Genomic DNA, 19,601 nt, shown 5'->3' with positions numbered 1-19,601 from the left:
TTTGATTTGAGGGGGCAGCGTAAACTTATTTTTGCTTGAAAGTAGAGGTGCCATGTTACAATAAATCGTTTTTATTTTTGCAAGTGTCGGTCGATCTGTTAACTTGGCGTAGAGATTCTACGTCACATTGTGATGGCCATTTGGCCGGGTTCGAGACGGTATTTTTCAGCCATGAGCGTGGTAATCAGGCCTGCGGCTCATGCAAACCAGTTTAGGCGACGTATTCATCGATATGTATAAGACTCGATTAGCCATCAATTCCCGCTGGGTTTCATATACCCTTCTTCTGGTCCTGTACTGGATAGCTGCAACTGCGAGCATGTCGGGATTTATTGGGAAATGGGCGCTGCGCGACTCTGCGCCTACGTACGGTATCGAGCAGGTATTTGATAACACTGCAATCAAGCCGTTCGCTTATCGTATATTGTTGCCGACGGTCGCAAATGTTGTAGACCGTATTGTTCCTGCCAATGTAAAAGCGTATGCGGTTGACAAACTTGGCCCCTATCGGACGTTTACCAGAGCGACTTCATCTGTAAAACCCAGTTATGCTTTTCGTTACATTGTTGTAATGCACTTATGTCTCGGACTTTGTCTCGCAAGCTTGTTTGTTTTGCGTGAGGTACTGCTTGAGCTAAAGTTTAGCATGCAGACAGCGACGTCGATACCGGTCATATTTGTGCTTGCTTTCCCATTTATTCAGACTATCGGTGGGTATTTCTATGATTACGCAGAGATGTTCTTTTTTAGCGCGGCAGTGCTTTTAGCGTTGCGTAATCAATTGTTGCTCCTCTGTTTGATGGCAATTCCCGCGACATTGAATAAAGAGGCGTTCTTCTTTTTTCTGCCGACTCTTTACCCTTTCCTTCGTGCGCGTTCGTCAAAAAAAGCCGCTATTTTGATCCTGGCAGGGGCAGTCGGCATCTCGGGATTGGTAAATGCAATAGTGAAGTGGGTGTACCTCGATGCTGGGGGCGGCGCTGCACATTTCCAATTTTTCGACAATCTCCATAAATATTTGTTGCCAACTACATACGCGCAATTGGAGGTAACCTATGGTTTTGTTGGGCCAAGCGGTGCTTTCATTGGAACGTTGTTTGTCATCGTTGCTGTAATTCTTCGGGGATGGCCGACCTCTCCGGCGAAGGTTCGAGCCCATCTTTTAATCGCGGCCATCGTCAATTTTCCCTTATTTCTGCTGTTTTGTGCACCTGGAGAGATGCGTAACCTGAGTCTTCTCTTTGTTGGATTTGTCGTGCTCATCGCTAGTACGGTAGAGCAGCCATTGGACCGGGGTCTTGCAATGGATCAGGCTGAGGAGGGTGATAAAAAACCATTATCGACGGCCGATGTTTGATGCAACCTGGTAGCAATAAACTTCTGCAAGCTTTCGTATATTTTCGTTCAATTTGCAAGATTTACGATGACTTCCTTACGCTATACAACAAGTAATCATTGCTCGTCACTCTGACGCGGACTTACGAGGGCAATGACACGACGACCGTCCTTTAGTGGTCGATATTGACGGTACATTAACGCCAACTGCTATACCAGCTGAATCTGCCGTGCGGCTGATTGAACAATGTCCATTCAGTGCACTTGTCATGCCTTCTGGCTTCTAATAGGCCATGCTGTGTTGAAATCCAGAATTGCGGAGCGTGCGCAGTTTTCATTAACGCAATTGCCTCTGCGCGAGCCTCTAATTGAGTGCCTCATGCTGAGAAGGCACGTCGTCTCGGTATATTCGATACTGTTATTGCGTCTGCCGAGCAGACAAACCTTAAAGGTATAGAGACGCTTGCTGCGATTCGAGATCATTATCCAGAGGATTTCGTCTATGCCGGCGATTGCAAGGCGGATCTGCCAATATGGGCGCAGGCCAGAGGAGCAGTTTTGGCCGGCACCTCGTCCAACGTTAGCTCTCAAGTGCGCAACTTGACCTCGGTTGAGCGCGAGTTCGTTCGTGACGCAACTGTGCGGGCGGAGTGGATGCATGCGTTGCGCATGCACCAGTGGGCAAAAAATTTGCTTCTCTTTGTGCCTTTGTTGACCGGTTTCAGCTTCTTTGACATCGAGAAGGTGTTTTCAGTCCTACCCACTTTCACCGCTTTCTCGTTCGCCGCCTCGGCAACCTATCTGGTGATTGATTTATAGGACCTCGATAACGATCGTACTTATTTGCGCAAGCGTCTTGTGCTGAGAGACAAATTGAGTTGGGCGTAGAATGCTGCCAAGGACAGCAACACCAGTCTATTTCCCCAGGTTCGAGATGATGACGGCTTTATCGCTAGTCTCGCTGAGGTTGGCCCAGATTGGCATGGATGCAAATCCGGGCAGATACAGGAGAACTCTGTAACTCCAGTCCGTCGGCGACTGGGAAAAACGGCACGAAAAACATCAACCGCAGGCGACGGATACAGGGAAGCCGTGAAGCGTCCTTATAGAATTGGACAGGTAAAGCTCATGGCGCTGTTGCCGAATCGAAGCGCCGCGTTATAAAAAATGCGGAAATTTGACCCAGTGCGACCGGGAATGCTGTGTAATTCAAGGGTCGGCAAAAGAAGGCCAAGCGCGAAGCAGATGCGCGTCCAGAAATAACGTGAATTAAAACTCTTGTTGGGAGCCATGATTCAATGTCCCAATTCGTGATTTCGACCCAAGGGAATTTGAGTCGTTAACTCAGCTTCGGCTTACCACAAAAACGCCAGTACAGATCAGCAGCGCGCCGCATACGCGCGGGACGCTGACTTGTTCGCCGAGAAAGACGCCGATGATAGCGAGAGCGCGAACCCGAGTCCAACGAGAGGATACGCTTTGCTGACTTCCCAGCTTGAGAGAACTGCCAGCCACACGACCGCACCGACGCCATACAAAAGGAATCCCAATAGGACGAATTTATTGGTCGAGATGGCAATGCCGGACTGGACGTAGTCGGCATTCGACAAGGCTGCACGAACAACTGCGCTCGACATTCCGGCCTTCAACGAAAACTGTGCCATTACCGACAGGGCTATGCTGCCAATGGCGATCAGGAGGATATTCATGACAATTCCTGCATCGTGCTATTAGTTTGGCAAAATCTCGACAAAATGCCCGAACACCATTGCGCCAACGCAGATCGCGATGGTCAGACAACTGCCGCGGTTCTTGAGCGCGTAGACGATGGGATCGTCATGCATTTCGCCGCGCGCCGTCTTTATCCACAGTCGTGTCAGCCAGTAAATCAGACCCAGGGCGACAACCCACAACACTTCGGGCGTGGCGTAGCGTTCCCGCGTTACCGACGCCGAAACGAACAGGCAGAAAATGACGACGGACGACATTGCTGCGGCAACGCCCAGCGGCCACAGTACGACGAGATCGGTAGTCCGGTAATCGCGCCCTTTGGCAGCTTCGATGTCCGCGGAGCGAAGCGAAACGAGTTCCGAACAGCGCTTGACCAACGCCAGGCTGAAGAATATGAATACGGAAAAGGCGAGTAGCCATGGGCTCATCGGGGCTCCGATGGCCAATGCACCGGCAACGATGCGTACGGTATATAAAACGGCCAATGTCAGGACATCGAGCAAAACGTACTCTTTGAGGCGCCACGTATAGGCCGTCGTAATGACCACATACGTCAGCAGGACCAGCGAAAAGCTTGGCGACACGAATGTGGAGAGCAAGAATGCGCCGCTCATCAGCGCAATGGCGGCCCCGATGCCGTCGACGATTCTGATCGCACAGGAGGCAAACGGGCGCGCGCGCTTGCGGACGTGAGCGCGGTCGCTGCTCAGGTCCGAAAGATCGTTGACGATGTAGGTTGCGGACGCAGCGAACGAAAACGACAGAAACGCCAACAAAACCGTCAGCACGGCCGCAGTGCTTGAGAACGAAAATGCAGTCAACAGCGGCACGAAGATGAGCAGATTTTTCAGCCATTGATGCACGCGCAAAGCCTTGGCCCACGTTTTCAGTGGCGATTTCGCCGCGCGGAATTCCCGTTCCGTCGGAACGGATTGTCTGACTGCATGCGACACCCTGTCGCCGACGTCGACCAGTATGGCGGCATAGGCGCTACGCCAGATCGGCAAATCGACCTTGCTGTCGCCGGCGTACACAAAGACGTGACCTACCTGTTCGCGTATCGCCGCCAGTTTACGTTCGCCCTTGAGATTGCAGTTGGCGTCTGAAGCGATCACCAGATCGAACAGCCCGATATGGGTAGCGACCGCGTGGGCAATCGATTGATGGGCTGCCGTGGCCAGCACAAGCTGGCGTCCGTCGGCCTTTTGCTCGGTAAGAAAGCGCAGGAGGTCATCACGATATGGCAGATTTCGCGCAGAAAAAGTGGTCGCACCGGCGACTTTTGCCTTGAAATAGGCTATTCCTCGCAACAACCAGAAGGGCAACAGGAAGAGGTTCAGCGGAGCCTGTTTGATCAGCTGAAGGACACTCTCGACAAGTGTGTCCGTCGGCGTCAACGTGCCGTCCAGGTCGACGACCAACGGTGCAGCCCGTGCAATCATTGCATTGGTGTCTGGTGTAGCGAGCTCGGAGTTTCTTTGCATTTTCATATGCAGTTCGTCTTGAGTTATCGACGTCAAAGTGTTTCGAAATTTCCCACACAACCGATTGCGTGATGATGACTTCCTGATTCAGTGATATTCAGTTCGTGTTTGGAATTGCAGGGTCTTGAGCCCCGCTTGTCTATCGCACTGCCGACTAAGACAGCAGACATCACCGATTTTTTTACGGTACGTCGATCAGTCCGGTCAGCCCCTGCGGTCAAAGTGACCGGATTCCAGGTGCCAACCACGCGCAGAACACCTCGTCGGAACGTAGCAGGCGTTTTTCGACGGTCAGGAGGTTCGGCAGGACAGGAGAGGCTGCGATGCGGGCATATCGGTCCGGGCTCGTTCTTTGCAGTTTGCTAAGGACGAATATAAAGATGCTAACAGTAGGGAAAATGTAAGTCTAGTCCTATAGGATAACGGCGCATATTCCTAACAACATATCAGGGGCGTGCCGTAGACAAGACGTGCAGGAAGAGGCTTTACAACAACACACCTGGGGGTCTGCAAGACGGCTTTGATGCGGCTTCAAGCGACGCTCGGGCACAAGACTGCACGACTGTTCCTGCTGACGCTGGCCGTTTGCCCTTGCCGTGACGCGCCGGTTCATGCGAGCGCTTCCTCTACGACTCGGTAGGTCGAACTGGTAAGATTGGCATTTGCCCGATCACGCCTGCTGGCAGACCCCATGGCTTTGATGAACCACCTGATCCACGACTCCCTGTTCGAGACCGCGGCGCACACGCCCGCCGCCGAAGCGCTCGCGTACGGCGACAGGCGCTGCAGCTATGCGCAGCTGGCCGATGACGTGCGCGCCGTCGCCGCGCTGCTGCTGGACGCACGCCTGGAACCCGGCGCGCGCGTGGCCGTGTACATGGAAAAGCGTATCGAGAACGTGGCCGCCATGTTCGGCGCCGCAGCCGCCGGCTGCGTCTTCGTGCCCGTCAATCCGCTGCTCAAGCCCGAGCAGGTCGCGTACATCCTCGCCGACTGCAACGTGCGCCTGCTGGCCACGACGGCCGAACGCCTCGCGCAGCTGGCACCCGTCCTGGATCGTTGTCCGGACCTGCGTGCCGTGCTGCTGGCCGACGGCGACGCCGTGTCCGCATCGGCAGCATTGCCGGTGCTGGCGTGGCCGACACGCGCCGGCGCGGACGCCGTGCCGCACCGCCGTATCGACACCGACGTCGCCGCGATCCTGTACACATCCGGCAGCACGGGCCAGCCGAAGGGCGTCGTACTGTCGCACCGGAACATGGTGGCGGGCGCGCAGAGCGTGGCCAGCTACCTGGACCTGCGCAGCGACGACCGCCTGCTTGCCGTGCTGCCGCTCAGTTTCGACTACGGCCTGTCGCAACTGACGACGGCCTTCCTGCGCGGCGCCTGTGTCGTGCTGATGAACTACCTGTTCCCGAAGGACATCGTGACGATGGTCGCGCGCGAGCGCATCACGGGCCTCGCCGCCGTGCCGCCGCTGTGGATCGCGCTGGCGCGCCTCGCATGGCCCGCCGGTTGCACGCTGCGCTTCATCACGAATTCCGGCGGCGCCATGCCGGTGCCGACGGTGCAGGCGTTGCGCGAGATCCTGCCTGACACGCGGATCTTCCTGATGTACGGCTTGACGGAAGCGTTCCGCTCCACGTACCTGCCGCCGGAGGAAGTCGCGCGCCGTCCCGATTCGATCGGCCGCGCGATCCCGAACGCCGAGATCCTCGTCGTGCGCCCGGACGGCACGCCTTGCGATGCCGACGAGCCGGGTGAACTCGTGCACCGCGGCGCGCTCGTCGCGCTGGGCTACTGGAACGACCCGGCGCGCACGGCGCAGCGGTTCCGCCCTGCGCCCGGCCAGGATCCGGGCCTGCCCGTGCCGGAACTCGCGGTGTGGTCGGGCGACACGGTGCGCCGCGACGCCGACGGTTACCTGTATTTCATCGGCCGCAGCGACGACATGATCAAGGTGTCCGGCTACCGCATCAGCCCCACCGAGATCGAATCCGTGCTGCACGCGACCGGCCTCGTCGCCGAGGTGGCCGCCTTCGGCATCGACCATCCGCAACTGGGCCAGGCGATCGCCGTGATCGCCGTGCCGGTGGAGGAGGGGGCCATCGACGGAGCCGCCCTGCTGGCCGAATGCAAGCGCCGCCTGCCGGCCTACATGGTCCCGGCCCGCATCGACCTGCGCGCCGGCCCGCTGCCGCGCAACCCGAACGGCAAGATCGACCGCAATTTGCTGCGCCAAACCCTGCACACGAACGAAGCCTCATGACAGACAGTAACCGCGACAAACCGCGTCACGCACCGCAGATCCACTTTCCCGTCGTCGACGACGTCCTGCAGGTCGGCGGCATTCCGCTGACCCGGCTCGCGCAGCGCGTGGGCCGCACGCCGTTCTTCGCCTACGACCGCGCCTTGTGCACGCAGCGCGTGCGCGACCTGCGCGCCCAGCTGCCGCAGGGCGTCCTGCTGCACTACTCGATCAAGGCCAATCCGATGCCGGCGCTCGTGCAGCACATGGCGGGCCTCGTCGACGGTCTCGACGTCGCGTCCGGCGGCGAGCTGAAAACGGCGCTGGATGCGGGCATGGCGCCGGCGCGCATCAGCTTCGCGGGTCCGGCCAAGCAGGAGGACGAGCTGGCGCAGGCCGTCGCGGCCGGCGTCTGCGTGAACGTGGAATCGGAGCGCGAACTGATCGCCCTCGCGCGCATCGGCGACGCGTTCGGCATCGCGCCGCGCATCGCCCTGCGCGTGAACCCCGACTTCGAACTGAAATCCTCCGGCATGAAGATGGGTGGCGGCGCCAAGCCGTTCGGCATCGACGCCGAAGAGGTGCCGCGCGTGCTGCGCCTGGCGGGGACGCTGAACGTCGACTTCCAGGGCTTTCACATCTTCGCCGGTTCGCAGAGCCTGCGCGCCGACGCCATCATCGACGCGCAGGCGCGCAGCATCGCGCTCGCGCTGCGCCTGGCCGAGGCGGCGCCCGTGTCCGTGCGCCAGGTGAACATCGGCGGCGGCTTCGGCATCCCGTATTTTCCGGGCGAGGAACGGCTCGACGTGGCGCCGATCGCCGCGCGCCTGGCGCCCGAGGTCGAAAAACTGACCGCGGCGCTGCCGCAGGCGCGGCTGGCGCTGGAACTGGGGCGCTACCTCGTCGGCGAATGCGGCGTGTACGTGGCGCGCGTCGTCGACCGCAAGGTCTCGCGCGGCGAAGTCTTCCTCGTGACGGACGGCGGCATGCACCACCACCTGGCCGCATCCGGCAACCTGGGGCAGGTCATCCGCAAGAATTATCCGGTCGCCGTGGGCAACCGCATGGCGGCCGTGGACAGCGGCCCGGCCAGCGTGACGGGGCCGCTGTGCACCCCGCTCGACATCCTGGCCGACCGCATGGAGCTGGCGCATGCGCAGGTCGGCGACCTGATCGTCGTGTTCCAGTCGGGCGCCTACGGCCCCACGGCCAGTCCGGGCGCCTTCCTGGGACACCCGGCGCCGCTGGAAGTGCTGGTCTAGCGCTTGCGGGGCGTTGGGGTCGGCGTCGCCAGTTTCCCGGCGCCTGCCTGCGCCTTGCGGCGCGACAGGAAGGGCAGGCGCAGCGGCGGCGTGTTGTCCGGCTGCGGCGCGATGAACAACACCTTCTCGAGGCACACGAGGATCGCCAGGACATAGTACGGCAGGTCGTAATAGGCCATCGCGAGGAACGCGCCCGCCGTCATGTAGCCGATGATGCTGACCTGGCACATCCGGGCGGTCGTAGCGGCCCAGGCGAGTTCCGGATCCTTGCCGCACTTTTTTACGATGCGCGAACCGGTGCGCCACGCGAAGAAGAACATCAGCAGGTACAGGATCAGGCCGAAGTAGCCGTGCTCCCCCAGTACCTGGAAGTAGATACTGTGGGCGACAAAGAACACAGTGGGATCGGGTGCGTACAGCTGGAAGATCTGCGGCGTGAACGTGGCAAAGCCGCCGCCGAGCGGCAGGTGGTTGGCGACGTTGATCGCGAAGCCCCAGGAGTTGATGCGGCCCAGCGCGGAGGCGTCTTCCTTGTAGTTGTCGATGGAATGCATCCGGTCCATCCAGGCGGACGGCATTGCGATGATGAGCAGCGGAATCGCCAGTGCGAATAGCATGCCGGTCTTGACCTTCGAACTCGATTTCAGCCACAGGAACAAGGCCATGCACGTGCCGCCCAGCAGGGCGCCGCGCGAATAGGAGCCGATGACCGATACGCCGGTGAGCAGTGCCACGACGATGGCCGCGCGCTTCGTCCACTTGGTGGGCGCGAACGACGATACGGCCACGATCAGCGGGATGCTCGTCACCATGGCCAGCGCCAGGGTGTTGTTGTCGCCGATATAGGTGCCTTGCGGGCCGATCAGGCCATTATGGCCGCCCGTCATGATGGTCCAGAGTCCGCCCTTGAAACCCCAGAAGCCCAGTGCCGCGGCGACGGTCAGGATCAGCGCCTTCGCGTCGTTGACGGTACGGGTGACGGCAATCGTCAGGAGGACGATCAGCATCGTCTTCATGACGGTATTCCACTCATCCCAGGCACCGGCCTGGTTGAGCGCGAACACGGCCGTCAGCGTGACCCAGAAGATCACGATCGTCAGCTGGACGACGACCGGCGTGAACGGGAGCTTTTTCTGTTCTTTCGAAAACAGGGCGGACAGCAGCGTGACCACCGCCATGATCATCGCGAACGGAAACGTACCGGCGAAGCCATAGGTCAGCCTGTGCGGATTCATCAGGCTGAAGACTGCATACACCAGCACGCCCACGATAGGGCGCTTGAGTGCGAACGGGATGCTGGCCAGCATCGCCATGAGAAGGATGACGTCGCGCATGTTACGTCCTCATGCCCCTGCGCTGACCCGCAGGAACGCGTCGAACATCATCAGCGACCACAACGCCACGCTGTGATCGGCCGTGCCGGCATGGTGCTCGGCCACCAGCTTCTCCAGGTAGCGCCGGTTGAAGATGCCGGTATCGACGAGGCGCGCGCCCAGCACGGCCTCGCGCACGGCGTCGCGCAGCGGGCCGCGCAGCCAGGCCGCCAGCGGGATCGAGAAGCCCTTCTTGGCGCGGTACATGATGTCGTGCGGCAGGTGCGGTTCCAGCGATTTTTTCAGGATGTACTTGCCTTCGCCGCCGCGCAGTTTCAGGCTCGGGGGCAGCGTCGCCGCGTATTCGCAGAATTCGTGGTCGAGCAGCGGCACGCGCACTTCCAGCGAGTGGGCCATGCTGGCGCGGTCGACCTTCGTCAGGATGTCGCCCGGCAGCCAGGTCTTGAAGTCGAGGTACTGGATCAGCGACAGCGGATCGTCGGTCGGCGCCTCCTTGGCGTGCGCGCGCATCACGTCGATCGCGCGGTAGCCCTGCAGGTCGCTTCGGAACGTATCCGAGAACAGCAGGTCGCGCTGGCGGTCCGGCAGGCGCGACACGCCGTGGAAGTAGCCCTCCACCAGGTCGCGCGCAATGGACTCGAACGTCGTCTTGGCGCGGAACACGCGCGGTGCCCAGTCGGCCTTCGGGTACAGGCTGCCCAGGGTGCCGAACAGCGGCTTCCTGATCGCTTCCGGCACCTTCGAGCGCACGCTGTGCTCGGCCATCGCGAAGCGGTAGCGGCGGTAGCCCGCGAAGTTCTCGTCGCCGCCATCGCCCGACAGCGCCACCGTCACGTGGCGGCGCGCCAGCTGGCACACGCGGTAGGTCGGGATCGCGGAGCTGTCGGCGAACGGTTCGTCGTACAAATGCGCGAGCGTGTCGATCAGGCCGTAGTCGTCCTTGTCGACGATTTGCGCGTGGTGGTGCGTGCGGTAGCGCTGCGCCACCTGCATCGCATACTGGGTCTCGTCGAATTCCGGATCGTCGAAGCCGATCGAGCACGTCGTCACGCCTTCGCTGACCGTGCCGTCACGCTCGCCGGCCATCATCGCGACCACGGCGCTGGAATCGACGCCGCCGGACAGGAAGGCGCCCAGCGGCACCTCCGCTTCCATCTGGCTCTTCACCGCTTCGCGCACGCGGTCGATCAGCTCCGCCTCGACGTCCGCTTCCGGCCGCGCCGGCGCGACGTTGAACGACAGATCCCACCAGCGCTTGGGCTGCACGGCACGGTCGCCGACCTTCAGCAGGATCGAATGGCCGGGGCTGAGTTTATAGGCGTTGTGGAAGATCGTGTTCGGCTCCGGCACGTAGCCGTAGGCGAAGTAATCCTCGACGGCGCGCGGGTTCAGCTTGCGCGACAGTTCGGGGAAGGTCATGATCGATTTCAGTTCCGAGCCGAACACGAACAGGCCGCTGGGCAGCAGCGAATAGAACATCGGCTTCACGCCCACGTGGTCGCGCGCGAGGAACAGCGTCTGCTTCCTGCGGTCCCATACGCCGAACGCGAACATGCCGCGCAGCCGGCGCACGCAGTCCTCGCCCCATGCGATCCACGCGTTCATGACGACTTCCGTGTCCGACTTCGTGCGGAACACGTGGCCCAGCGCGACCAGTTCGTCGCGGAGCAGCCGGTAGTTGTAGATTTCTCCGTTGAACACGAGGGCCACGTCGCGTGCGGCGTTCAGGAACGGCTGCTGGCCCGTGGCCACGTCGATCACGGACAGGCGGCGGTGGCCCATGCCCAGGGCTTTTTCCAGATACAGCTCGCCTTCGTCGGGACCGCGATGGTGCTGGCTTTCGTTCATGCGCCGCAGCGCTTCGCGGTCGATCTCCCGGTTGCCCTGGGTGTCAAAGATTCCGACTATTCCGCACATGGTGTTGGCTTTCTTGCTTGTAGAGGGTGAAACGGTAACGCGTCAGTGTGCCTTGTTTCGGCAAAGTCCGTCGTACAGCGCGCCGTACGCGGCCACCATGGCGCGCAGGCTGAAACGGTCTTCCACGCGCGCGCGGGCAGCAACGCCGTGGGTGGTACGCAGGCCGGCATCCTGGGCGTAGCGCGCCAGCGCGGCCGTCAATGCGTCGACGTCGCCGACCGGCACCAGCAGGCCCTGCACCCCTTCGTCGACGACTTCCGGAATGCCGCCGACGCGCGAGGCGACGACGGGCAGGCCGCATGCCATCGCTTCCAGCATCGAGACGGGCGTGCCTTCCGCCAGCGAGGGCAGGGCGAAGATCGAGAACGTGTGCAGCACCGCGGCGATGTCGGCGCGTGCGCCGGGCAGCCACACGGCGCCGTCGAGACCGAGCTGCGCGACCTGTTCGCGCACGGCCGGCAGCAGCGGGCCGTCGCCGACGATCGCCAGCTTCAGGCGCGGCGCGAGTCGAGGCAGCTGATTGCGCAGCCGCGCGAACGCGTCGACGAGGGCGCGGTGGTTCTTGACGTCCTGCACGCGCGCGACGGTGCCGATCACGATGTCGTCCGCGCTGAAGGGCGCGTCCGCCGCGGGCGTGCCGCCGGGCGCATACTTGTCCGTGTCGACGCCGTTCTTGATGAACAGCGTCTTCGCGGTGGGGATGCGCACGACGTCGCCGAGCCAGCGGTTCAGGTCTTCGGAGACGGGAATGAAGCGGTCGACGAACGGCACCAGGCGGCGGCGCAGGAAGTTGTGCTTCGGGTTCAGGCCGTGCGGGTCGCTCGCGTCGCGGCCGTGTTCCGCGTGGATGCGCACGGGGACGCCGGCCAGCGTCGCCGTGAACGCGTATTCCAGCGCGGCCAGGTTGTACGTGTGCAGCACGGTCGGGCGCAGGCGCCGCATCAGGCGCCAGAACGTCAGGTGCGTGCCGAGGCCGAGGCCCGGCGGCTTGCCGAGCGCGTGCAGTTCGACGTCGCGGCGGGCGATGCGGTCGGCGAACGACGTGTAGGTCGTCAGGCAGACGACGGCGTGGCGCCACGCCGGCATGCGGTTGATGCAGTCGACGAGCAGCGTCTCCAGGCCGCCCACGCCGAGCGAATACACGAGGTGCACGACCAGCGGCCGGGTGTCGACGCCGGCCGGGGTAAGTGCAGGAGCCGGTGCATTCATCGTCGCAGTTCCATCATGCCGCCAGCGCCTTCTTCGTCAGGCGACCGTAGATGGCGGGGTAGCGGCCCACGCTGGCTTTCCAGTTGCGTTCCGTCTCGACGTAGTGGCGGCCGGCCTGGCGCAGCTGCGGCCACGTGTCCTGCGCGGCGAGCAGCGCGCCGACCTTGTCGGCCAGCGAGTCCGGATCGTCGGCGCGGAACAGCACGCCGGTCTTGCCGTCGGCGATCAGCTCGAGGTGGCCGCCGACGTCGGAGGCGGCCAGGATGCGGCCCTGCGCCATCGCTTCCAGCGGCTTGAGCGGCGTGACGAGGTCCGTCAGGCGCATCGACAGGCGCGGGTACACGAGCACGTCGAGCAGGTCGTAGTACTTGTTGACCTGGTCGTGCGGCACGCGGCCCGTGAACACGATTTTGTCGGCGATGTTCAGGTCTTTCGCCATCTGGCGCAATTGCGCATCCTGCGGGCCGCCGCCGACGAGCAGCACGCGCAGGTCCGGCATGCGCGCGACGAGCGTCGGCACGGCGCGCAGCAGCACGTCCAGGCCTTCGTACGCGTAGAACGAGCCGATGAAGCCGATCAGGCGCGAGCCGCCCAGGCCCAGCTGTTCCTTCAGTCCGAGGTCGGGCGTGCCGCCCATCGAGAATTTCTCGATGTCGACCGCATTCGGGATCACGGTGACCTTGTCGGCCGGGACGCCGCGCGCGACGATATCCTTGCGCAGGCCTTCGCAGATCGTGGTGACGGCGTCGGCCTGCTTCAGCGCATAGGTCTCGAGCGCGCGTGTGAGGCGGTAGCGCAGGCCGTTCTCCGTGCTGGTGCCGTGGTCGACGGCGGCGTCTTCCCAGAACGCGCGCACTTCGTACACGACGGGGATGTTGAAGCGCTTTCCGGCGCGCAGCGCGGCGATCGCGTTCAGCGACGGCGAGTGCGCGTGCAGGACGTCCGGTTTCACGAGCGGGATGATCTCGGCCAGGCGCTTGGCCAGGCCGTCGATCACGTTCACCTGGTTCAGCACGGGCATCTTCGCCAGCGCGCCCTTCGATTCCGGCGTGCGGTAGAAGTGCAGGCCGTCGACGGTTTCTTCCAGCATGTCGCCGGAATTCTGCTTGGCGCCGGTGACGTGGAAGGTTTCCCAGCCGAGCGCGCGTTGTTCGCGCAGGATCGAACGGGTGCGGAAGGTATAGCCGCTGTGCAGCGGGATCGAGTGGTCGAGGACGTGCAGTACACGCATGGTCGTTTTCCGTTCTGGTTGTCGCGTTGTGTTATTGGCGGGTGCGGGTCGCGTTCAGTGCCTGGTCCAGTGCCGGGCCCTGTTCGGCCAGGAAGCGGTGCAGCGCGGCGCGTGCCCGCTCCTTGTCGTTCTCGTACGGGACGGCGAGCATCACGGCGGCGCCGTCGTCGCCGCGCAGCATCGCCTTGTTCGCGGCCTGCCACAGCTTGCCGACTGGGTCGCTGCCCGTGTAATGACCGCCGACCCATTTGAACGACCAGACCATGATCGCGCTCTGCGGCGTGCGCAGGATGCCTTCGTGCAGCGTGACCGGCGTGCCGGCGACGGTCTCGGCACGCGACGTGCCTTCGACCTCGTGCCAGGCATCCTCGTAGCCGTTCAGGCGGTTCATGGAGCTGATCAGGTTCTTGTCCGGGTTCTGGTTGCGGTAGTACAGGACGGTCAGGCTGACGGGCACGCCGCCGGCCTGGTAGGCGCGGTGGAAACGCGCATCCGGTTCCATGTAGAAGGGCTTCCAGTCCGCGAAGTCGGCCGCGGCCGGCGCCGTCACGGCGACGTCGGCCAGGCGCACGGGGGCCGGGTTGTGGTTGGCGCGCTCGCCCACCAGCGCCAGCGCGGGCCAGAACGCGCACACGAGCAGCACGCCGATCACCATCGCCGGCAGGCGGCGGGGCGTGCCGGCGGCGCGCGGCGCGGATGCGGGCGTGGCCGCAGTCGCGGAGGCGGAAGCCGGCGTGGCGACGGTGTCTTCGCGCCAGAAGCTGCCGATCCAGAACATGACGAACATGACGAGACCGAAGAACAGCCAGCCGTAGATGATGTGGTCGACGCCCGTCGCCAGCTCCATGCCCGACAGGTGGCCGATCATCACGATCATGTAGGCGCGCAGGCCGTTGGCGATGACCGGGACGATGACCGACAGGCCGATGAACAACGCGCGCCGGAGCGCGGACCGGTAGGTGAGATAGGCGTACAGGCAGCCCAGCGTGATCGAGGAAATCAGGTAGCGCACGCCGCTGCAGGCTTCCACCACGGACCAGCTGCCGGTCGGCAGTTCGAAGCGGGTGCCGCTGCGCAGCACGGGGATGCCGGTGGCGCGCACGGCCCACACCGTGAAGTCGGCCGTGAACTGGATCAGCGGTCCCACGAAAATTTCGCCGAACGGCACCGCGAACAGCAGGAACAGCAGGGGGAAGGCGAGCGAGCCGGCCAGGCGCGGGCCGAACAGGGCCAGCGCGGCGACGGGGAACATCGCGACGAACGAGTATTGCGACACGACCTGCACCTCGCCCAGCTGGGCCGCGAGCCAGCCGGCGCCGAGGACGCCCAGCAGGAGCAGCGCGGGCGGCCAGGGCTGCGGCGGGTACAGGCTGAAATTCTCGCGCCGGCGCCAGATGAGCCACAGGCTGATCGGCAGGATCACGTAGCCGTGGGCGAAGGTTTCGGAACTGTTCCACACCGAGATGATCGAGCGCACGGTGCCCAGGTACAGCAGGAACGGCGCGAGCAGGGCCAGCGCGATCAGCGCCGTGCCCTGGCGCGAGATGGGAGCGGAAGTGGCGTTGATCACGCCGGGCGGCGGTTTCAGGAACATTCGAGACTCTCTCCAATACAGGCCAGGTTGCTGGACCAGCTGTAGCGGCGCTGGACCTTGGCGCGGGCGGCGGCGCCGATCGCGGCGGCGGCGCTGTCCTGGCCGGCCAGCAGCATGCTCACGGCGTCGACGAAGGCGCCGGCATCCTCGGCCAGTACCAGTTCGCTGCCCGGCACGGCGTCGATGCCTTCGAGCGCCTGCGGCGACACGACGACCGGCGTCGCCATCGCCATCGCTTCCAGCACCTTGTTCTGGATGCCGCGCGCGATCCGCAGCGGTGCCACCGACACGGCGGCATGCGCGATATACGGCCGCACGTCGGGCACGGTGCCCGTCACGACGACGCCCGGCAGCCTGGCCAGTTCCTGCACGGCCGGCGCCGGGCGCGAGCCGACGATGTAGAACTTCACGTCGCCGAAGCGTTCGCGCAGTCGCGGGAAGACGTCGGCCGCGAACCACTGCACGGCATCCACGTTCGGCCAGTAATCCATCGCACCCGTGAACACGAGGGCGCGCTCGTCCGGCGCGTACGGATTTGCATGCGGCTGCTCGGGCGAGAAGTAGTCGGTGTCGACGCCGTTGCTGAAGTGGCCGATCTTGGCGGTGCTTTCCGGCGCCAGCTGGCGGAACAGGTCCGCCTCCGGCGCCGAGACGAACAGCGACGCGTCGTAGTCGCGCGCCACGCGGCGTTCGTACGCCAGCAGCTGGCGCGCCTCGTAGCGGTACAGCCAGTTCATCGGCCACGATTTCTGTTCGGCGTACTGTCTCCACTTGTCCGAGTCGACGTCGCAGAAGTCGACGACGCGGCGCGCCGAACGGTACGGGTCGGCGTACTGCGCCATCGCCGACGAGAACACGAGCACGCGCTCGATCTTGTGTTTCGCCACGGTGGCGTCGACCCAGCGCGCGAGCGAGGCGTCGCGGTAGTATTCGAGCGACAGCGAGCGGTTCTTCAGCAGCGCCTGCAGGCTGCGCACGCGCGCCACCAGGGGCTTCATGCCGGCGAAATGGCTGCTGGCGCACAGCGCCTCGACATGCGGCACGTACTGCCAGTCGTCGGGGTCGTCCACGAACGTGGCCAGGTGCACGTGGTAGTGCCGGGCCAGGTGCTTGAGCAGGTGGTACGAGCGGATCTTGTCGCCCTTGTTGGGCGGATACGGGATCCGGTGGATCAGCAGCAGCAGGTGTTCCATCGCTTACCCCAGGTTACGGACGATGTAGGGGCCCATGAAGTTCGCCACCGGCAGCGGCAGCTTCTTCCACATCTTGATGAACAGCTGGTATTTCGGGTTCAGCGGATTGTTGTCCGGCAGCGCGGTCGCGCCGTACAGCTTGTACTCGTACGGCAGGTGCTGCGCCGTGAAGCCCCAGTTCTTTTTAAAATCGTAGGCGCCGGTGCCCAGCTTGCTGCGGCCGAAGTCGAACAGCCGGCAGCCGCGCGCGCTTGCTGCCTGCATCAGGTTCCAGTACATGAAGTCGTTGCCGGCCACTTCGCGCGCGAGGTCCATGCCGCCGCCGTAATAAGGCACGACTTCGTCGCGCCAGTAGAACGACAGCACGGCGGCCACGAGGCGGTTGTCGTCCGTGACGATGGTGCGCACTTCGCACTCGTCGCCGAAGACTTCCTGCAGCATGGCGAAGTATTTTTTCGGGAACACCGGCGTGCCCAGGCGGTGCACGCTGTGGGCATAGGCTTCGAACATGCGGTCGACGTTGCTGTCGACCTCACCGCGCAGGCCCAGCTTGATGCCCTTGCGGACCATCGCGCGCTGCTTGCGCGGGATGGCGTTCAGGTTGGCCTCGTCGTCGCCCGTGATCTCCTTGCGGAACGTGACGTACAACTCCTTCGTGTGCCAGCTGGCGTCGTCCGGGTGGAAGCGCTGCATGCCGCGGTATTCCAGGTGGCCGACGCCGAGCTTCTGCGCGAGTTCGTGCGCGGCCTGGTCGAGCATGGCGCGCGCCGCATCGTTCGTCGCGGCCGGGCCGCCGTACACGCAGAACGGCATCGCGCCCAGCGAGTGGCCAAACAGGCGGCTCCTGATTTCCGCGAGGGGGAGGACGCCGAGGATCTGGCCGTCCTGCTGCACGTAATAAAACCAGGTCTTGATGCCGAACGAGCCTTCGATGACCTTCTGCCAGCCGGACAGGTGGAAGAAGGTGGCGTCCGGGCAGGCGCGCACGAAGGCGTCCCAGCGGCCGTATTCGTGCGGCTGCAGCACGTGCAGGGTCATGGGCAAGGAGGCCATGACGGGAGCGGCCCGTTTGGCCTGTGCGGCTTCGATGATGGAGTTCATGGGCGGTTCAGGAAGATGTTGTCCATGCGGTCCCACGCGAAGTCGCGCGCGAGGGATTCGATACGGCGTTCCATCCGGTCGATGTTGATGTAGTGGCGGAAGCGGGCCTTGGCGCCGAGGCCTTCGGGACGCGGCTGGCCGGGGTCGACTTCCCACGGGTGGAAGTAGAACAGGGCGGGCTGGCCATCCTCGCGGTTGACCTTGGCCATCATCCAGCGCGACAGCGCGTACGGCAGCAGGCGGAAGTAGCCGCCGCCGCCGGCCGGCAGGTTACGGCCCATCATCTGCACGGTCGTGATCGGGATTTCCAGCAGGCCGTCGGTGCCGTTCGGGTAGAACGCGAAGCGCGGCGCTTCCGGCATGCCGTAATGGTCGTGCACGACCGGGTAGATGCTGGAGCTGTAGCGGTAGCCGGCGTCGAGCAGCTCGTCGAGCGCCCACAGGTTGTCGCGGCCGATCGAGAAGCTGGGCGCGCGGTAGCCCAGCACGGCCTGGCCGCCGATGTCTTCCAGCAGCGCTTTCGCCGAGCGGATGTCGTTGGCGAATTCGGCGCGGGTCTGGTCCGAGGCACGCAGGTGGCCGTAGCCGTGGCTGGCCAGTTCGTGGCCGGCGGCGACGATGCGTTTCACCACTTGCGGATAGCGCTCGGCGATCCAGCCCAGCGTGAAGAAGGTGGCGCGCACGCCGTGGCGTTCGAACAGTCCGAGGATGCGATCCATGTTGGCTTCGACGCGGCATTCGCGCGTCGGCCAGCTGGCGCGATCGATGTAGGGGGCGAACGCGGAGACCTGGAAGTAATCCTCGACGTCGCAGGTCATCGCATTGCGGATGCGTTGTCCCGGGGCCGGCACGGGCCGCGGGGCGAGTTCGACCATGTTCATTCTTGATTATCCATAGGGTGGGTTACCGCCCCGTGGGGCGTGGCGACGATCTTCTTCAGGATCGACAGCACGGAAACGATCGATTTCTCCAGGCGCATCATGCGTTCGTCGAGCACTTCGACGCTGCTGGCGCGGCGCTCGCCGATGCGCTGGTCGATGGTGCGCAGTCCGGTCTTGTAGTCCGCGTCGCCATCGTCGTCGGGCAGGTGGCCCGGCAGCGTGTCCGGTGCCGGCGTGCCGACCGGGTCGGGCACCTGGAATTCTTCGCTGATGTCCTTGACGACGGTATTGATGTCCGGCTCGCCGAACGTGTGCATCTCTTCCAGGAAGCCCATCAGCAGCACGCGGTCCATCAGCGTGTTGACCTTGCGCGGGATGCCGCCGCTGTAGGCATAGATCGCGTCGTGCGCGCCATCGTCGAACGCCGGGTCGCCCTTCCAGCCGACGGTGGTCAGGCGGTGCTCGACATAGGCGCGGGTTTCCTGCGCATCCATCGGGCCCAGGTGGTAGCTGGCGATCACGCGCTGGCGCAGCTGCTGCATGCCGGGACTGTGCAGGGTGGCGCGGAATTCGGGCTGGCCGAGCAGGAAGGTCTGCAGCAGCGATTTGTCGTCGGTCTGGAAGTTCGACAGCATGCGCAGCTCTTCGACCGTGCGCGCGGACAGGTTCTGGGCTTCGTCGATCACGAGCAGGGCGCGCTTGCCCTGGTGGTCGACGTCGCACAGGAATTTTTCCAGGCGCGTGAGCAGGTCCGTCTTGCTGGCGCCCTCGTACGGCAGGCCGAAGGCCGAGACGACCATGCGCAGCGTGTCGTCCGGATCGAGGTGCGTGTTGACGATGTGGGCGGCCACGATCTGGTCGGACGGCAGCCGGTTGAACAGGTTGCGCACGAGCGTCGTCTTGCCCGCGCCGACTTCACCGGTGATGACGATGAAGCCCTCGCCCTGCGACAGGCCGTACTCGAGGTAGGCCATGGCGCGCTTGTGGCCTTTGCTGCCGAAGAAGAAATGCGGGTCCGGGCGCAGCTGGAAAGGTTTGGCGGATAATCCGTAAAAAGACTCGTACATCGTATGCCTCCGCG

The 19,601-nt window shown here is 63.4% G+C and carries 15 protein-coding genes; 4 read left to right on the top strand and 11 right to left on the bottom strand.

The annotated features are described in order from the left end of the window. The first annotated feature begins 199 nt into the window (after positions 1-199). Together ACEN98_RS00715 and ACEN98_RS00710 are read left to right on the top strand one after the other, a co-directional pair. A complete protein-coding gene (locus ACEN98_RS00715) occupies positions 200-1,357 on the top strand; it encodes a hypothetical protein (protein ID WP_413380618.1) in 1,158 nt (385 codons plus the stop codon). A 350-nt stretch (positions 1,358-1,707) separates the two neighbouring features. Beyond that, positions 1,708-2,154 carry a hypothetical protein gene (locus tag ACEN98_RS00710; protein WP_413380616.1) on the top strand — a complete coding sequence of 149 codons (447 nt, stop codon included), beginning with the start codon at positions 1,708-1,710 and terminating at the stop codon, positions 2,152-2,154. A gap of 560 nt (positions 2,155-2,714) precedes the next feature. Here ACEN98_RS00710 and ACEN98_RS00705 read toward each other — a convergent pair. Continuing rightward, positions 2,715-3,044 carry a hypothetical protein gene (locus ACEN98_RS00705; protein WP_413380615.1) on the bottom strand — a complete coding sequence of 110 codons (330 nt, stop codon included), beginning with the start codon at positions 3,042-3,044 and terminating at the stop codon, positions 2,715-2,717. A 21-nt stretch (positions 3,045-3,065) separates the two neighbouring features. Next, entirely contained in the window at positions 3,066-4,556 is a 1,491-nt protein-coding gene (locus tag ACEN98_RS00700; RefSeq protein WP_413380614.1) for a UbiA family prenyltransferase, read from the bottom strand. Positions 4,557-5,250: 694 nt separating this feature from the next. Here ACEN98_RS00700 and ACEN98_RS00695 point away from each other — a divergent pair. After that, positions 5,251-6,819, top strand: coding sequence for an acyl-CoA ligase (AMP-forming), exosortase A system-associated (locus ACEN98_RS00695; protein ID WP_413385929.1), 1,569 nt, complete (start codon positions 5,251-5,253; stop codon positions 6,817-6,819). After that, positions 6,816-8,060 carry a pyridoxal-dependent decarboxylase, exosortase A system-associated gene (locus ACEN98_RS00690; protein ID WP_413380612.1) on the top strand — a complete coding sequence of 415 codons (1,245 nt, stop codon included), beginning with the start codon at positions 6,816-6,818 and terminating at the stop codon, positions 8,058-8,060. The genes ACEN98_RS00695 and ACEN98_RS00690 overlap by 4 nt, the downstream gene beginning before the upstream one ends. Here ACEN98_RS00690 and ACEN98_RS00685 read toward each other — a convergent pair. From ACEN98_RS00685 to ACEN98_RS00645, 9 genes are read right to left on the bottom strand one after another with little or no spacing between them, the layout of a single operon-like run. Beyond that, the gene (locus tag ACEN98_RS00685; RefSeq protein ID WP_413380610.1) at positions 8,057-9,394 is read right to left on the bottom strand and encodes a putative O-glycosylation ligase, exosortase A system-associated; all 1,338 of its coding nucleotides are present in this window, start codon (positions 9,392-9,394) and stop codon (positions 8,057-8,059) included. The two genes, ACEN98_RS00690 and ACEN98_RS00685, sit on opposite strands and share 4 nt — an antisense overlap. A 9-nt stretch (positions 9,395-9,403) precedes the next feature. Next, a complete protein-coding gene (locus ACEN98_RS00680) occupies positions 9,404-11,311 on the bottom strand; it encodes an XrtA/PEP-CTERM system amidotransferase (RefSeq protein ID WP_413380608.1) in 1,908 nt (635 codons plus the stop codon). A 42-nt stretch (positions 11,312-11,353) separates the two neighbouring features. Next, on the bottom strand, positions 11,354-12,520 hold the full coding sequence (locus tag ACEN98_RS00675) for a TIGR03088 family PEP-CTERM/XrtA system glycosyltransferase (RefSeq protein ID WP_413380606.1): 1,167 nt from the start codon (positions 12,518-12,520) through the stop codon (positions 11,354-11,356). Positions 12,521-12,533: 13 nt separating this feature from the next. Then, positions 12,534-13,751 carry a TIGR04063 family PEP-CTERM/XrtA system glycosyltransferase gene (locus tag ACEN98_RS00670; RefSeq protein WP_413380604.1) on the bottom strand — a complete coding sequence of 406 codons (1,218 nt, stop codon included), beginning with the start codon at positions 13,749-13,751 and terminating at the stop codon, positions 12,534-12,536. Positions 13,752-13,782: 31 nt separating this feature from the next. Then, on the bottom strand, positions 13,783-15,345 hold the full coding sequence (xrtA, locus tag ACEN98_RS00665) for an exosortase A (protein WP_413380602.1): 1,563 nt from the start codon (positions 15,343-15,345) through the stop codon (positions 13,783-13,785). Beyond that, positions 15,336-16,538, bottom strand: coding sequence for a TIGR03087 family PEP-CTERM/XrtA system glycosyltransferase (locus ACEN98_RS00660; protein WP_413380600.1), 1,203 nt, complete (start codon positions 16,536-16,538; stop codon positions 15,336-15,338). Before ACEN98_RS00660 ends, xrtA begins: the two co-directional genes overlap by 10 nt. Positions 16,539-16,541: 3 nt before the next feature. Next, positions 16,542-17,639 carry a FemAB family XrtA/PEP-CTERM system-associated protein gene (locus ACEN98_RS00655; RefSeq protein WP_413380598.1) on the bottom strand — a complete coding sequence of 366 codons (1,098 nt, stop codon included), beginning with the start codon at positions 17,637-17,639 and terminating at the stop codon, positions 16,542-16,544. After that, entirely contained in the window at positions 17,636-18,520 is an 885-nt protein-coding gene (locus tag ACEN98_RS00650) for an XrtA system polysaccharide deacetylase (protein WP_413337311.1), read from the bottom strand. Before ACEN98_RS00650 ends, ACEN98_RS00655 begins: the two co-directional genes overlap by 4 nt. After that, positions 18,517-19,587, bottom strand: coding sequence for an XrtA/PEP-CTERM system-associated ATPase (locus ACEN98_RS00645; protein ID WP_413380596.1), 1,071 nt, complete (start codon positions 19,585-19,587; stop codon positions 18,517-18,519). The genes ACEN98_RS00650 and ACEN98_RS00645 overlap by 4 nt, the downstream gene beginning before the upstream one ends. Positions 19,588-19,601: the final 14 nt, after the last annotated feature.

The organism is Massilia sp. CT11-137 (assembly GCF_047302885.1).
GTDB classification, from domain to species: Bacteria; Pseudomonadota; Gammaproteobacteria; order Burkholderiales; family Burkholderiaceae_D; genus Telluria; species Telluria orientalis.
Note: the sequence above shows the minus strand (reverse complement) of the source record. Positions and strands in the feature narration are given on the sequence as shown.

Coding starts and splice junctions, on each gene's coding strand:
- ACEN98_RS00695 (WP_413385929.1), top strand. CDS start 5,251: ATGAACCACCTGATCCACGACTCCCTGTTCGAGACCGCGGCGCACACG.
- ACEN98_RS00685 (WP_413380610.1), bottom strand. CDS start 9,394: ATGCGCGACGTCATCCTTCTCATGGCGATGCTGGCCAGCATCCCGTTC.
- ACEN98_RS00660 (WP_413380600.1), bottom strand. CDS start 16,538: ATGGAACACCTGCTGCTGCTGATCCACCGGATCCCGTATCCGCCCAAC.
- ACEN98_RS00675 (WP_413380606.1), bottom strand. CDS start 12,520: ATGAATGCACCGGCTCCTGCACTTACCCCGGCCGGCGTCGACACCCGG.
- ACEN98_RS00690 (WP_413380612.1), top strand. CDS start 6,816: ATGACAGACAGTAACCGCGACAAACCGCGTCACGCACCGCAGATCCAC.
- ACEN98_RS00670 (WP_413380604.1), bottom strand. CDS start 13,751: ATGCGTGTACTGCACGTCCTCGACCACTCGATCCCGCTGCACAGCGGC.
- ACEN98_RS00645 (WP_413380596.1), bottom strand. CDS start 19,587: ATGTACGAGTCTTTTTACGGATTATCCGCCAAACCTTTCCAGCTGCGC.
- ACEN98_RS00680 (WP_413380608.1), bottom strand. CDS start 11,311: ATGTGCGGAATAGTCGGAATCTTTGACACCCAGGGCAACCGGGAGATC.
- xrtA (WP_413380602.1), bottom strand. CDS start 15,345: ATGTTCCTGAAACCGCCGCCCGGCGTGATCAACGCCACTTCCGCTCCC.
- ACEN98_RS00715 (WP_413380618.1), top strand. CDS start 200: ATGCAAACCAGTTTAGGCGACGTATTCATCGATATGTATAAGACTCGA.
- ACEN98_RS00700 (WP_413380614.1), bottom strand. CDS start 4,556: ATGAAAATGCAAAGAAACTCCGAGCTCGCTACACCAGACACCAATGCA.
- ACEN98_RS00655 (WP_413380598.1), bottom strand. CDS start 17,639: ATGAACTCCATCATCGAAGCCGCACAGGCCAAACGGGCCGCTCCCGTC.
- ACEN98_RS00705 (WP_413380615.1), bottom strand. CDS start 3,044: ATGAATATCCTCCTGATCGCCATTGGCAGCATAGCCCTGTCGGTAATG.
- ACEN98_RS00650 (WP_413337311.1), bottom strand. CDS start 18,520: ATGAACATGGTCGAACTCGCCCCGCGGCCCGTGCCGGCCCCGGGACAA.